This is a genomic window from Streptomyces glaucescens, from assembly GCF_000761215.1.
In the GTDB taxonomy this organism is placed as follows: Bacteria; Actinomycetota; Actinomycetes; order Streptomycetales; family Streptomycetaceae; genus Streptomyces; species Streptomyces glaucescens_B.
Map to the genome: position 1 here is coordinate 2,075,469 of NZ_CP009438.1, position 12,857 is coordinate 2,088,325.

General features: G+C 74.0%; 11 protein-coding genes. 4 read left to right on the forward strand and 7 right to left on the reverse strand.

The features are described from left to right. Positions 1-45 precede the first annotated feature (45 nt). On the forward strand, positions 46-1,848 hold the full coding sequence (locus SGLAU_RS09005) for a bifunctional metallophosphatase/5'-nucleotidase (RefSeq protein ID WP_043499953.1): 1,803 nt from the start codon (positions 46-48) through the stop codon (positions 1,846-1,848). Here SGLAU_RS09005 and SGLAU_RS09010 read toward each other — a convergent pair. The 6 genes from SGLAU_RS09010 to SGLAU_RS09035 form a co-directional block, all read right to left on the reverse strand. Next, a complete protein-coding gene (locus tag SGLAU_RS09010) occupies positions 1,845-3,302 on the reverse strand; it encodes a lysine N(6)-hydroxylase/L-ornithine N(5)-oxygenase family protein (protein WP_043499954.1) in 1,458 nt (485 codons plus the stop codon). The genes SGLAU_RS09005 and SGLAU_RS09010 overlap by 4 nt on opposite strands. Continuing rightward, positions 3,299-4,669, reverse strand: coding sequence for a pyridoxal phosphate-dependent decarboxylase family protein (locus tag SGLAU_RS09015; protein ID WP_043499955.1), 1,371 nt, complete (start codon positions 4,667-4,669; stop codon positions 3,299-3,301). The genes SGLAU_RS09010 and SGLAU_RS09015 overlap by 4 nt, the downstream gene beginning before the upstream one ends. A 197-nt stretch (positions 4,670-4,866) precedes the next feature. Next, the gene (gene pepN, locus SGLAU_RS09020; RefSeq protein ID WP_043499958.1) at positions 4,867-7,365 is read right to left on the reverse strand and encodes an aminopeptidase N; all 2,499 of its coding nucleotides are present in this window, start codon (positions 7,363-7,365) and stop codon (positions 4,867-4,869) included. A gap of 275 nt (positions 7,366-7,640) precedes the next feature. Then, a complete protein-coding gene (locus SGLAU_RS09025; protein WP_043499959.1) occupies positions 7,641-7,991 on the reverse strand; it encodes a chorismate mutase in 351 nt (116 codons plus the stop codon). 56 nt (positions 7,992-8,047) lie between these two features. Next, entirely contained in the window at positions 8,048-8,542 is a 495-nt protein-coding gene (locus tag SGLAU_RS09030) for a GNAT family N-acetyltransferase (protein ID WP_078957644.1), read from the reverse strand. Between the two features lie 258 nt (positions 8,543-8,800). Next, the gene (locus SGLAU_RS09035) at positions 8,801-9,568 is read right to left on the reverse strand and encodes a S1 family peptidase (protein WP_052414068.1); all 768 of its coding nucleotides are present in this window, start codon (positions 9,566-9,568) and stop codon (positions 8,801-8,803) included. Between the two features lie 200 nt (positions 9,569-9,768). On the opposite strand from SGLAU_RS09035, the gene SGLAU_RS09040 reads away from it, so the two are divergent. Next, complete coding sequence (locus SGLAU_RS09040; protein ID WP_043499961.1) at positions 9,769-10,665, forward strand: hypothetical protein; 897 nt, start codon at positions 9,769-9,771, stop codon at positions 10,663-10,665. 46 nt (positions 10,666-10,711) lie between these two features. Here SGLAU_RS09040 and SGLAU_RS09045 read toward each other — a convergent pair whose 3' ends face one another. Then, the gene (locus SGLAU_RS09045; RefSeq protein WP_043499963.1) at positions 10,712-11,461 is read right to left on the reverse strand and encodes a VWA domain-containing protein; all 750 of its coding nucleotides are present in this window, start codon (positions 11,459-11,461) and stop codon (positions 10,712-10,714) included. Between the two features lie 99 nt (positions 11,462-11,560). Between SGLAU_RS09045 and SGLAU_RS35895 the strand changes: the two genes are divergently transcribed. Continuing rightward, on the forward strand, positions 11,561-11,839 hold the full coding sequence (locus tag SGLAU_RS35895) for a hypothetical protein (protein WP_043499965.1): 279 nt from the start codon (positions 11,561-11,563) through the stop codon (positions 11,837-11,839). A 1-nt stretch (position 11,840) separates the two neighbouring features. After that, a complete protein-coding gene (locus SGLAU_RS09055; RefSeq protein ID WP_043499967.1) occupies positions 11,841-12,755 on the forward strand; it encodes a chitosanase in 915 nt (304 codons plus the stop codon). Positions 12,756-12,857 lie beyond the last annotated feature (102 nt).

Sequence of the window (12,857 nt, forward strand, 5' to 3'; positions counted from 1 at the left end):
GTCATCGAGCGCCGTCATCGACCGTGGCACCGAGGAGAGCACGACATGCCGTTGAACCGCCGGAAGTTCCTGAAGAAGTCCGCCGCGACCGGAGCCGGGGTGGCCGTCGCCGGCGCCGCGGCGGCCCCGGCGACGGCCGCGGAGACGGCGAAGGGCCCCGGGCCGGCCAAGCGGTACTCGTTCACCGTGATGGGCACCACCGACCTGCACGGCAACATCTTCAACTGGGACTACTTCAAGGACACCGAGTACACCGACGCCAAGGGCAACGCCAAGGGACTGGCGCGGATCGCCACCCTCGTGGAACAGGTCCGCGAGGAGAAGGGCCGCCGCAACACCCTGCTGCTCGACGCCGGTGACACGATCCAGGGCACCCCGCTGACGTACTACTACGCCAAGGTCGACCCGATCACCGCCGAGGGCGGCCCGGTGCACCCGATGGCACAGGCGATGAACGCCATCGGCTACGACGCCGTGGCGCTCGGCAACCACGAGTTCAACTACGGCATCGAGACCCTGCGCGCGTTCGAGGAGCAGTGCGACTTCCCGCTGCTCGGCGCGAACGCCGTGGACGCGAAGACCCTGCGGCCGGCCTTCCCGCCGTACTTCATGAAGACGTTCAAGGTGCCGGGCCTGCCGCCGGTCAAGGTCGCCGTGCTCGGCCTGACCAACCCGGGCATCGCGATCTGGGACAAGGCGTACGTCCAGGGCAAGCTGGCCTTCCCCGGTCTGGTGGAGCAGGCCGCGAAGTGGGTGCCGAAGCTGCGCTCGATGGGCGCGGACGTGGTCGTGGTCTCCGCGCACAGCGGCTCCTCCGGCACCTCCTCCTGGGGCGACCAGCTGCCGTACGTGGAGAACGCCGCCGCCGACGTGGCGAGGCAGGTGCCGGGCATCGACGCGATCCTCGTCGGCCACGCACACGTGGAGATCGAGGAACTGCTCGTCACCAACGAGAAGACCGGCAGGACCGTCGTGCTGTCCGAGCCGCTGTGCTACGCCGAGCGGCTCACCCTGTTCGACTTCGAGCTGGTCTTCCGCAAGGGCCGCTGGCACGTCGAGTCGGTCAGGGCCTCGCTGCGCAACTCCAACACCGTCGAGGACCACCCGTACATCGGCAGGCTGCTCGACGACGAGCACGCCAAGGTGGTCGCGTACGTCAACCAGGTCGTCGGCACCGCCACCGAGACCCTGACGACGGTCGACGCCCGCTACCGGGACGCCCCCATCATCGACCTGATCACCAAGGTCCAGGAGGACGTGGTCAGGGCCGCCCTGGCGGGCACCGAGCACGCCGCGCTGCCGGTGCTCGCGCAGGCCTCGCCGTTCTCCCGCACCAGCGAGATCCCGGCGGGCGACGTCACCATCCGCGACCTGTCCGGCCTCTACGTCTACGACAACACGCTGGTCGCCAAGCTGATGACGGGTGCCCAGCTGCGGGCCTACCTGGAGTACTCGGCGGAGTACTTCGTCCGGACGGCCGCCGGCGCGCCGGTCGACGTGGACAAACTGACCAACGCGGGCGGCCGCCCCGACTACAACTACGACTACGTCTCGGGCCTGACCTACGACATCGACATCGCCCAGCCGGCCGGTTCCCGCATCAGGAACCTCCGCCACGGCGGTGCCCCGCTGGACGACGCGCAGCGGTTCGTGCTCGCCGTCAACAACTACCGCGCCAACGGCGGCGGCGCCTTCCCGCACGTCGCCTCCGCGCCGGAGCTGTGGGCGGAGTCGACGGAGATCCGCACCCGGATCGCCGAGTGGGTGACGGCCAAGGGCGTGCTCGACCCGAAGGACTTCGCGTCGGAGGACTGGAAGCTGACCCGGGACGGCACACCGGTGTTCTAGAACCCCTCCGAGCGGGAGGGGCCCCGGATCCCGTCCGCGGAAGGGGTCAGCGCCTTCGGGCGCCGCGTGGACGGGACCCGGGGCTGTCGCTGTCGCAGGCCGAACGTGGTGAACGCGGTGCGGTCCGGCAGCGGATAGGGCTCCTCACCGGTGAGCGAGTTCAGGATCGAGGCGCTGCGCCAGGCGGCGAGGCCCAGGTCCGGGGTGCCGACGCCGTGCGCGTACAGCCCGGCGTTCTGCACGTACACGGAACCGGTGACCGCCGGGTCGAGGACCAGCCGGAACTCCTCGTCCACGCACGGGCGTTCCCGGCTGTCGCGGCGCAGGTACGGGTCGAGTGCGGCGAGGAGCCGGTCCGGCGGGCGCTCCCGGTAGCCGGTGGCGAGGACCACGGCGTCGGTGGTGAGCCGGGAACGGGTGCCCTGCTGGACGTGCTCCAGGTGCAGCTCGACCTGCCGGGTGGCGGTCCGGCCCGCGGTGCGGACGCGGACCCCCGGGGTGAGGACGGCGTCGGGCCAGCCGCCGTGCAGGGTGCGGCGGTACAGCTCGTCGTGGACGGCGGCGATGGTGCCGGCGTCGATGCCCTTGTGCAGCTGCCACTGGGCGGGCACCAGCGCCTCGCGCACCGGTTCGGCCAGGGCGTGGAAGTAGCGGGCGTAGTCGGGGGTGAAGTGCTCCAGGCCGAGCTTGGAGTACTCCATCGGCGCGAACGCCTCGCTGCGGCCGAGCCAGTGCAGCCGCTCCCGGCCGGCCGGGCGGTGACGCAGCAGGTCGAGGAAGATCTCGGCGCCCGACTGCCCGGTGCCGATGACGGTGACGTGCCCCGCGGCAAGGAGGGCCGCACGGTGGCCGAGGTAGTCGGCGGCGTGCACCACGGGCGCGCCGGGCCGGCCGACGAGGGGCCGCAGCGGGCCGGGGACGTGCGGCTCGCCGCCGATGCCGAGCACGACGTTGCGGGTGTACGTCCGGCCCAGGGCCTCGGCCTCCCCGTCCGCGTCGAGCCGGGTGAAGTCGACCTCGAAGACGTCGCGCCGCGGATTCCAGCGGACGGCGTCGACCTGGTGGCCGAAGCGCAGCCCGGGCAGGTTCGCGCAGACCCAGCGGCAGTAGGCGTCGTACTCGGCGCGCCGGACGTGGAAGCGTTCGGCGAAGTAGAAGGGGAAGAGCCGGTCGCGGGCCTTGAGGTAGTTGAGGAAGGACCAGGGGCTGGCGGGGTCGGCGAGGGTCACCAGGTCGGCGAGGAACGACACCTGGACGGTGGCGTCGTCGAGGAGCAGGCCCGGGTGCCAGCCGAAGGCGGGGCGCTGCTCGTAGAAGACGGTGTCGAGCCCGGTGAGCGGGTGGGCGAGGGCGGCGAGGGAGAGGTTGAACGGTCCGACGCCGATGCCGACCAGGTCGCGCGGGGCTTCGGGGTGCCGGGTGCGGGGATCGTGCGGGGTGGGCGCCGGGGTCATCGTGGGGTGTGTCCTTCCACCAGTTCCAGGAGCGCGGCCAGGTCCTCGGGCCGGGCGTGCGGATTGAGCAGGGTGGCCTTCAGCCACAGCCGGCCGTCGGGGCGGGCGCGGCCGAGGACGGCACGTCCGCCGGCGAGCAGGGTGCGGCGTACGGCGGCCACGGCGTCGTCTGCGGCCCCGGCGGGCCGGAACAGGACCGTGCTGATCGCGGGCCGGCCGTACAGCTCGAACCGGGGGTGCGCGGCGATCAGGGCGGCGAACTCCCGGGCGAGGCCGCAGACGCGGTCGACGAGCGCGCCGAGCCCCGTGCGGCCGAGGGTGCTGAGGGTGACGGCGATCTTCAGCACGTCGGGGCGGCGGGTGGTGCGCGGGGAGCGGCCGAGCAGGTCGGGCAGGCCGGCCCGGGTGTCGTCGTCGGCGTTGAGGTAGTCGGCGCGCTGGTGCAGGGCGGTGAGATCGCGGGCGTCGCGCACCGCGAGCAGTCCGGCGGCGACCGGCTGCCAGCCGAGCTTGTGCAGGTCCAGGGTGACGGTGTCGGCGGCGTCGAGTCCGGCGAGCCGGCCGCGGTACCGGTCGCTGAACAGGAGCCCGCCCCCGTAGGCGGCGTCGACGTGCAGCCGGGCGCCGTGGGCCCGGCAGCGGCCGGCGATCTCGGGCAGCGGGTCGATCCGGCCGGTGTCGGTGGTGCCGGCGGTGGCGGCGACGAGCAGCGGGCCGGGAGTCGCGGACAGGGCGGCGTCCAGGGCGGCCGGGTCGAGGACACCGGCCGGACCGTGGACGACGACGGGTTCCGGCAGGCCGAGCAGCCAGGCGGCGCGGGTGAGGGAGTGGTGTGCGCCCGCACCCGCCACCAGCCGTGTCCGCCCGCCGTGTGCCTCCCGGGCGAGCAGCAGCGCGAGCTGGTTGGACTCGGTGCCGCCGGTGGTGACCAGGCAGTCGGGAGCGGGGGCGCGCGGGTAGACCTCGGCGGCCAGGGCGCTCGTCACCAGCGCCTCCAGCGCGGACGCCGACGGGGCCTGGTCCCAGGAGTCCAGGGACGGGTTGAGCGCGCTCGCGGCGAGGTCGGCGGCGGTGGCGACGGCGAGCGGCGGGCAGTGCAGGTGGGCGGCGCAGAGCGGGTCGGCGGGATCGGCGGCGCCCTCGGCGAGGGCCTGGACGAGCCGCCGCAGGGCGTCCGGGTCGCCCTCCTGCGGGAGGACGTCACCCACCGCGGCCCGCATCCGTGCGGCCACCGCCGCGGGCCCGCCGCCGGGCAGCGGGCCGCCCCTCGCCCGGCCGCCGGCCGCCAGCGCGTCGAGGACCGTGCCGAGCAACGGCCGGAGCGCGCCGGGGCCTTCGGGTCCGGCGGCGAGGGACGGCATGCTCATGCGGTCAGCTTGGCGCCGGGTGCGGCGCCGCGCCCGGGAAGCAGGGCATCAGCACCCGAACGGGGGTACCGGCGGATACGGGGTCCCGCACGTGTGCCACGTGGTCGTGGCGCCGGGCGAGGAGCCGTCCGACGGGGGCACGGCCGATGCCGCCGGTGGCCGCGGAGACCGGCCCGTGCCCCTTCCGTCCGCTGGTCCTACGCCTGGGGCGCGGCCGCTTCCCGGACGCGCAACGCGCGGGCCAAGTCGTCGAGTTGGTCGACGAGTTTGCGGCGCAGGGCGGGGATCGGGTCGGCGTCGCGCAGGCACTGCTCGCCGAGGGCGAGCGTCTCGGCGTCGACGGCGTGCGCGGGGAACGCCCAGCGGCCGGCGGCATCGGCGATGGCGGGCCCGCGCCGGGCGGCGACGGCGACGGCGTCGGGGTAGAAGCGGGGCACGTACTCGCGGACGAGGTCGGCCTGTTCCGGCTGCCAGAAGCCCTGCGCGGTGGCGGTGAAGAGGTAGTTGGAGAGGTCGTCGCCGGAGAACATCGCCTCCCAGGCGCGCTGCTTGGCCTCCGGGTCGGGCAGTGCGGCCCGGCAGCGGGCGGCGCCCTCCTGGCCGGCGGCGCTGGGGTCACGGTCCAGTTCGGCGGCGATGGCCGCTTCGTCGGTGTCACCGAGCACGGCGAGCCGGCCCAGGATGCGCCAGCGCAGCTCGGGGTCGAGTTCGGGGCCGCCGGGCACGGTGCCGTCGGCGAGCCAGGCGGCGATGGCGTGCGGGTGGGCGGCGGTGTCGATGAAGTGCCGTACGGCGATCAGGCGCAGGCCGGGGTGGTCCCCGTCCTCGGTGCGGCGCAGCAGGTCCCGGCAGAGGTCGGCGAGGGTGGCCAGGGCCTGCGGGCGGGCCTCGGGGGCCAGGTAGCGGTCGGCGATCTGCCCGGTCGCGAAGCCGAGGACGCCCTGGACGAGGGCGAGGTCGGTCTCGTGCGGGAGGTGGGCGCGGGCGGCCTCCAGGTAGGCGGCGGCCGGGAGCTCGCCGTCGCGGACGGCGTCCCGCAGCGCGTTCCACACCACCGCGCGGGAGAGCGGTTCGGGCAGCCCGGACAGGTGGGTGCGGACCGCCTCGAACGACTCGGGGTCGAAGCGGACCTTGGCGTAGGTGAGGTCGCCGTCGTTGGGCAGCAGCAGGGCGGGCCGCTTGCCGATGGGCTGCGCGGCGGTCTGCGGGACGTCGAGCTCCAGGCGTTCGCGCAGGGTGAGGCGGCCCTCGTCGGTGAGGTCCAGGTCGTACAGGCCGACGGCGATGCGGTGCGGGCGGCTGCCCGCGTGGCCGACGGTGAGGGTGCAGGTGCCGTCGGGGGCGGGGGCGACGCGCGGGGTGAGGGTGTCGACGCCGGTGGTGCGCAGCCAGGCGTCCGCCCAGGCGGGCACGTCCCGTTCGGTGGCGGAGGCGAGGGAGTCGATGAAGTCGGCGAGGGTGGCGTTGCCGAACCGGTGCCGGGCGAAGTGGGTGTTGATGCCGGCGAGGAAGTCCTTCTCGCCGAGCCAGGTGACGAGCTGGCGCAGCGCGGAGGCGCCCTTGGCGTAGGAGATGCCGTCGAAGTTGAGCAGCGCGGAGGCGGTGTCCTCGACGGCCTCGGGGGCGACGGGGTGGGTGGAGGGGCGCTGGTCGGCGTCGTAGCCCCAGGCCTTGCGGACGACGCCGAAGTCGGTCCAGGTGTCGGTGAAGCGGGTCGCCTCGATGAGGGTCTGGTAGCCCATGTACTCGGCGAAGGACTCGTTCAGCCAGATGTCGTCCCACCACTTGAGGGTGACGAGGTCGCCGAACCACATGTGGGCCATCTCGTGGGCGATGACCATCGCGCGGGTCTGCCGCTCGGTGTCGGTGACGGCGGAGCGGTAGACGAACTCGTCGCGGAAGGTGACCAGGCCCGGGTTCTCCATCGCGCCCGCGTTGAACTCGGGGACGAAGGCCTGGTCGTAGGAGTCGAAGGGGTACGGCTCCTCGAACTTCTCGTGGTAGCGGTCGTAGCACTGCCGGGTGATCTCGAGGATCTCCTCGGCGTCCGCGTCCAGGTGGGGAGCGAGGGAGCGGCGGCAGTGGATGCCGAAGGGCAGGCCGCGGTGCTCGGTGCGCACCGAGTGCCAGGGTCCGGCCGCGACGGCGACGAGGTAGGTGGAGATCAGCGGGGTCGGGGCCGCCTGCCACACGCCGTCGCCGGTGTGCTCGGTGACGCCGTTGGCGAGGACGGTCCAGCCCTCGGGGGCCTTCACCGACAGCTCGAAGACGGACTTGAGGTCGGGCTGGTCGAAGGCGGCGTAGACGCGCTGGACGTCGTCCAGGAACAGCTGGGTGTAGACGTAGGTCTCGCCGTCGGTCGGGTCGGTGAAGCGGTGCATGCCCTCGCCGGTGCGGGAGTAGCGCATCACCGCGTCCACCCGCAGCTCGTGCGCGCCGGCCGTGAGGTTCTCCAGGGGCAGGCGGTTGCCGTCCAGGGTGTCCGGGTCGAGGGGCTGTCCGTCGAGGGTGACGGAGCGCAGCTCGGCGGGCTTGAGCTCGACGAAGGTGTCCGCGTCCGTGCGGGCGGTGAACCGGATGACGGTACGGGAGTCGAAGGTCTCGTCCCCGGTCGTCAGATCGAGGTCGATCGTGTACCGGTGGACGTCGAGGAGCTGGGCACGGGTCTGCGCTTCGTCGCGCGTGAGTACGGACATGGAGCACATGCTGCCTGATGGCACCGGTACGGGACAGAGGCGGTGGGGTGGGTACGGGAGCGGAGCGCACCCCGGCCGGGGCACGTCCCGCGCCGTGGTGGGCGCGCGCGGACGGCGCCGGCCGGGAGCCGGGTGAGGCGCCTGGCCGCCGCCGGCGGCGCGCCCCGGCCGGGGGCCGGGCGGGCCGGCGGGTTCTCCGGGGCGTACGGCGGGTCCTCGCGGCCGCCGACGACGGCGGTCCCGGCCTCGGACTGCGTGCGGCTCGCCGGCCCGGCTCAGCCGCCGGCCGGGGACTGGCCGTTCACGGTGTCGTCGGCGATGCGCTCGTGGTGGCGGATCACCTCGGCGATGATGAAGTTGAGCAACTTCTCGGCGAACGCGGGGTCCAGCTTCGCGCTCTCCGCGAGCGACCGCAGCCGGGCGATCTGCCGCGCCTCGCGCGCGGGGTCGGCGGGCGGCAGCTGGTGCGCGGCCTTGAGCCGGCCCACCTGCTGGGTGCACTTGAAGCGCTCGGCGAGCATGTGGACGACGGCCGCGTCGATGTTGTCGATGCTGTCCCGGAGCCGGGCGAGCTCGTCGAGGACGGCCGGGTCGACGTCGCCGGTACTGGTGTTGCTGGTGCTCATGGGGGTCCACCCTACGGGGCGGCACCCCGGCCGATCACCCGCCGATCGCCCACCGGTCACCCGCCGATCGGCTTGTGGAAGGAGACGTCCGCGTGGCCTCCGGGGACGCCCGGAGTACGCCCCGTCTCACGGAAGCCCAGCTTCCGGTAGAACCCGGGGGCCTGGAAGGTGTACGTCGAGACGGTCATGTCGGTGCAGCCGCGCCGGACGCCCTCCTCCTCGGCGGCCCGCATCAGCCGGCTCCCCCACCCGGCACCGCGCAGGTCCTCGCGCACCCACAGCAGGTGGACGGCGCAGAGCCCGCCCCAGACGTACCCGGTGAGTCCGCCGGCCGGCTCACCGGTGGCGTCCTCGACGCGGATGCTGAACTCCTCGGGGGTGCCCGCTCCGCAGGCCGTGCCGTTGAAGGCGGTGAGCTGCTCGTCGAGGAACCTCTCCAGGGCGTCGTCCTGCCCGCCGGTCCGCAAGGAGAGCCGGCCGGCGGTGCCGGGCCGACCGGGACGGCAGCCGGGCGGGCCGGAGGGGCCGGGGTGCTGCTGTTCGGCGGTCACGGCCCGGATTCTGTCAGGGGCCCGGAGCGGGACCGAACGGTTTCCGACAGGTCCGAGGGGGCCGGGAGGCGGGCCGGGGCGCGCCGGAGGGCGGCCCGGGGGAGGCGTGCCGGAGGGCGGCCCGGCGGCGGCCAGCGGGCGGAAGGCGGAAGGCCGCCCGGCGGGCGTCCCCCGCCGGGCGGCCTCCCGGGCGGACGGAGCACGGCGGAGCCGCACCCGGTGGGGGCGGCTCCGCCGTACCGTCTCGCGCGGCGCCGGCTACAGCGCCGACGCGGCCTTGGCTATGTCCTTGGCGAAGGTGCTGACCTCGGTGTAGACACCGGGAACGCCGGAGCGGGCGCAGCCGTCGCCCCAGCTGACGATGCCGACCTGGATCCACTTGCCCGCGTCGTCCTTGCGGAACATCGGGCCGCCCGAGTCGCCCTGGCAGGTGTCGATGCCGCCGCTGGCGTAGCCGGCGCACAGCTCCTGCTTGGGCACCAGCCGGTTGCCGTAGTGCCACTTGCACGCGCGGTCGCTGACGAACGGCACGTTGGCCTTCTGCAGCTTCGTCGTGCCGGTGCCGGCGCCCTCCCGGACGTCGCCCCAGCCCGCGATCGTGAAGGTGCCGCGGTTGTACTTCGCCGTGGTGGCGATCTTCAGCGTGGGCCGGTCGATCGGCTTGGCGAGCTTGATCAGCGCCCAGTCCTTGCCGACGCCGTCGTAGCCGGGCGCCACCTTGACCTTGGTCGACTTGACCTTGATCGCGCCGGAGGAGTTCAGGTCGGCGACACCCGCGGTGACGGTGATGCGGGTGTTGTTGCCGGAGCCGTCCATGCAGTGGGCGGCGGTGAGGACGATGTCCTTCTTGTAGAGCGCCCCGCCGCAGCCCATGGAGAGGTGCACCATGAAGGGGAACTCGTTCTGCGCGGCGGGCTTTCCGCCGATGACGCGCGCGTCGGCGGCGTGCGCGGCGCTGACCGGCTGGAGGCTGGCGACCGCCAGGGCGACGGCTCCGGCCGCGGCCGCCTTCTTCGCCAGCGCCAGGCCGCCTCTCTTGGCGGCGATGGTCGTGGTATGGGTCAACGTACGTCCTTTCGTGGGGGGTTGGGCGGCTCGCAGTATGTGATCAGACGGCGTCCATGACAAGGACGGATCTCACGTCCCCCGGAAGGAACCCCTCGGGCGAAAATCCGCTCCCCTGCTCGTAGAGTGGAAACCGGGTTCGAGGCGTCCTGGGGGTCGGCGTGGCCAACGGCGGACCGGTCGAGCACGGCTACCCGCACCTGGAGACGGTGCGGGCCGCCGTCACCGCGCTGTACCGGCGCCTGTCCCACGACACCGTGCGCACCTTCGCGGCCAGCGTGGCCCCGGCCGACGTGGCCTTCTGCGACACGGACGACCTGTACCTCGGCGCCCAGCGGGTGGCCCGCGAACTGGTGCGGCACTACCGGCTGCCGGACGCCCGGCTCGTCGTGAGCTTCCGTGAGATGCCGCACGCCGCGAGCGTCGAACTCGCCGCGGGCCCCGAGTACTTCGTGGAGCTGAACGACCGCTTCCGCACCCATCGGCGGGACATCGGCGCCGCCCTCGCCCACGAGGTGACGCACGTCTATCTGCACCGGCTGGGCCTGGCGTTCCCCGGGACCCGCGACAACGAGGTCCTGACGGACACCACGACGGCCTACCTGGGGGCGGGCTGGCTGCTGCTGGACGCCTACCGGGAGGACGCGGTGTCCAGCCAGAAGCTCGGCTATCTGACCCCCGAGGAGTTCGGGTACGTGCTCGCCAAGCGCGCGCTGGTCTTCGGCGAGGACCCGTCGGTCTGGTTCACCAGTCCGCAGGCGTACACGGCGTACACCGAGGGCCTGGCCCTGGCCCGCCGGGACGGGCAGCAGCCGCCGCTGACGGCGGCCGGCTGGGCGGGCCGCCGCCGCTACGCCCGCGACCGGCGGCACGCCCAGGACACGCGGACCGTCGTCACCGCGCCGGACACGCCCTACACGTTCACGGCCGACGCCCTGGGCCCGCTGCGGGTGTCGTTCCCCTGTCCGACGTGCCACCAGCGGATCAGGGTGCCGGTGCGCGGGCGGGTGCGGGCGAGGTGCGCGCTGTGCCGGACGGTGCTGGAGTGCGACACGTAGGGGCCGGGTTCAGCGGGGTGCCGGGCCGCGGCCCTGGAACCCGCCGTCAGCGGGGAGCAGTCCGAGCGGCTGCCGTGACCGGCAGGACGCCCGCGGCGCGGGCCGCCGCCAGCCAGGCCGGGAACTCGCCCACCAGCCGGTCGTACAGCTCGGCGTCGGAGACCTTCGAGGGGTCCTCGCCCGCCGGGAAGAACCCGGCGTTGTCCACCACCCGCCGGCCGGGCACCGGCAGCTCGTCGAGCCTGCGCAGGAAGTCGAACTGCCGGCTGTCCGGGTCGCCGAAGCCGATGAACTGCCAGAACAGCGGGAGCCGGGACGCCTTGCACAGGTACCGTTCGGCGGCGGGCTTGTCGGCCGGGCCGCCGTCGGTCTGGAAGACGACCAGGGCGGGGTCGGTGGCGCCGCTGTCGAGGTAGTGGTCGATGACGGCGTCCATCGCCAGGTGGTAGGCGGTCCTGCCCATGTGCCCGAGCCCGGCCGCGATCCGCTCGATCCGCCCCCGGTGGCCGGCGAGCGCGATGTCGGTGACGGCGTCGATCCCGGTGGAGAAGAAGACCACCGGCACCCGGCCGTCGTCGTCGAGGTGGGCGGAGAGCCCGAGCACCCGGTCGGCGAGCGCCTGCACACTGCCGTCCCTGTAGTACGGCCGCATGGACCCGGAGTGGTCGACCACCAGGTAGACGGCGGCACGCTGCCCGTCCAGCCCGTGCTGCGCGAGCGACACCCCGGCGCTCTTGTAGAGGTTCACCAGCGCGGGAGCGGTCTCCCGCACCGTGTCGAGGCTGATCGCCGCCATACCGTCTCCCCCTTGATCGCCGCGCTCCCGGCCGCCGAGCGTACGGCACCCTGAGGCCCGGGGCCCCGCCGTCCCCGCCCCTCCACGGCATTCGTTATTTTGTTCGCCGCCGACCCCACCGGCTCGACCGTCACCAGCCCTATCGAGGAGCCGGCCCTGAAACCCGAGTCCACCCCCACGACCTGCCGCCGCCTCACCTCCCGGCAGGGCCGCTTCGGCGGCCTCCCGGCGGGCGGCGCGGTGACCGCGGCGTACGCGATCGCGCCCCGGGGCCCGCGCCGGGCCCCGCGCCACGCCGCCGCCTGCGCCGGGCCGCCGGCGCTGCGCCTGCCGCCGGCTCACGGAAGGGCGTCCCAGCCGGCCGGCGGGACGGTGTGACATGAAGAGAACCGGTTGTCTTCTCCTCGCGGCCGTGCCCGTGCTCGTCACGGCGGCGGCCGCCCTCCTCTTCCCGGCCGGCTCCTCCGAGGTGCCCGGGGAGCGGGCCGCCGCCTCCCAGCAGGCCAGGGAGGACGCCAAGGCGAAGGCCGAACGGGCCGCGGCGGCCGAACGCGCCGCCGACGACAAGGTGATCGCGGGCCTGCCGCCCGGCCTCGCCGCCCCCGGCGAGCGGGAGCTGGCGCACCGGATCCTGGCCACGTCCACGGCCTCCACGCTGGACTGGCGCGCCTCCTACGGCTCCATCGAGGACCACGGCGACGGCCGGGGCTACACCGCGGGCATCGCCGGGTTCTGCACCGGCACCCACGATCTGCTCGCCCTGGTGGAGCGCTACACCGAGGACCACCCGGACAACGGCCTCGCCCGCTATCTGCCCGCCCTGCGCGCGGTCGACGGCACGGACTCGCACGAGGGCCTGGACCCCGGCTTCACCGAGGCATGGAAGGCCGAGGCGGAGGTGCCCGCCTTCCAGCGGGCCCAGGAGGAGGAGCGCGACCGCGTCTACTTCGACCCGGCGGTGCGGCTCGCCAAGCTGGACGGCCTCGGCACGCTCGGCCAGTTCGTCTACTACGACGCGATGGTCTTCCACGGGCCCGACACCGGCCCGGAGGGGTTCTACGGCATGCGCGAGCTCGCGCTGGACGAGGCCGCCACCCCCGCCACGGGCGGCGACGAGACGGCGTACCTGGACGCCTTCCTCGACATCCGCCGCGACGCCATGCTCGCCAGGAAGGCGACCGCGGACACCTCCCGCATCGACACCGCGCAGCGCCGCTGGCTGAACGCGGGCAACCTGGAGCTGAACACCCCGCTGGAGTGGTCGATGTACGGGGAGACGTACAAGGTGCCGTAGGGCTGCGGGCCGTGGGCGCCGCGGGAAAGGCGGCGGCGCCTGCCCGGTCGTCCGGTCGGGGACAAGGGGCAGGCGCCGTCTGTGTTCCGTACGCCTTTGTAC

What these genes read in the sequence shown, in the direction of transcription:
- SGLAU_RS09005 (WP_043499953.1), top strand. Translation starts at nt 46, where the DNA reads ATGCCGTTGAACCGCCGGAAGTTCCTGAAGAAGTCCGCCGCGACCGGA.
- SGLAU_RS09010 (WP_043499954.1), bottom strand. Translation starts at nt 3,302, where the DNA reads ATGACCCCGGCGCCCACCCCGCACGATCCCCGCACCCGGCACCCCGAA.
- SGLAU_RS09015 (WP_043499955.1), bottom strand. Translation starts at nt 4,669, where the DNA reads ATGAGCATGCCGTCCCTCGCCGCCGGACCCGAAGGCCCCGGCGCGCTC.
- pepN (WP_043499958.1), bottom strand. Translation starts at nt 7,365, where the DNA reads ATGTCCGTACTCACGCGCGACGAAGCGCAGACCCGTGCCCAGCTCCTC.
- SGLAU_RS09025 (WP_043499959.1), bottom strand. Translation starts at nt 7,991, where the DNA reads ATGAGCACCAGCAACACCAGTACCGGCGACGTCGACCCGGCCGTCCTC.
- SGLAU_RS09045 (WP_043499963.1), bottom strand. Translation starts at nt 11,461, where the DNA reads ATGGCGGCGATCAGCCTCGACACGGTGCGGGAGACCGCTCCCGCGCTG.
- SGLAU_RS09055 (WP_043499967.1), top strand. Translation starts at nt 11,841, where the DNA reads ATGAAGAGAACCGGTTGTCTTCTCCTCGCGGCCGTGCCCGTGCTCGTC.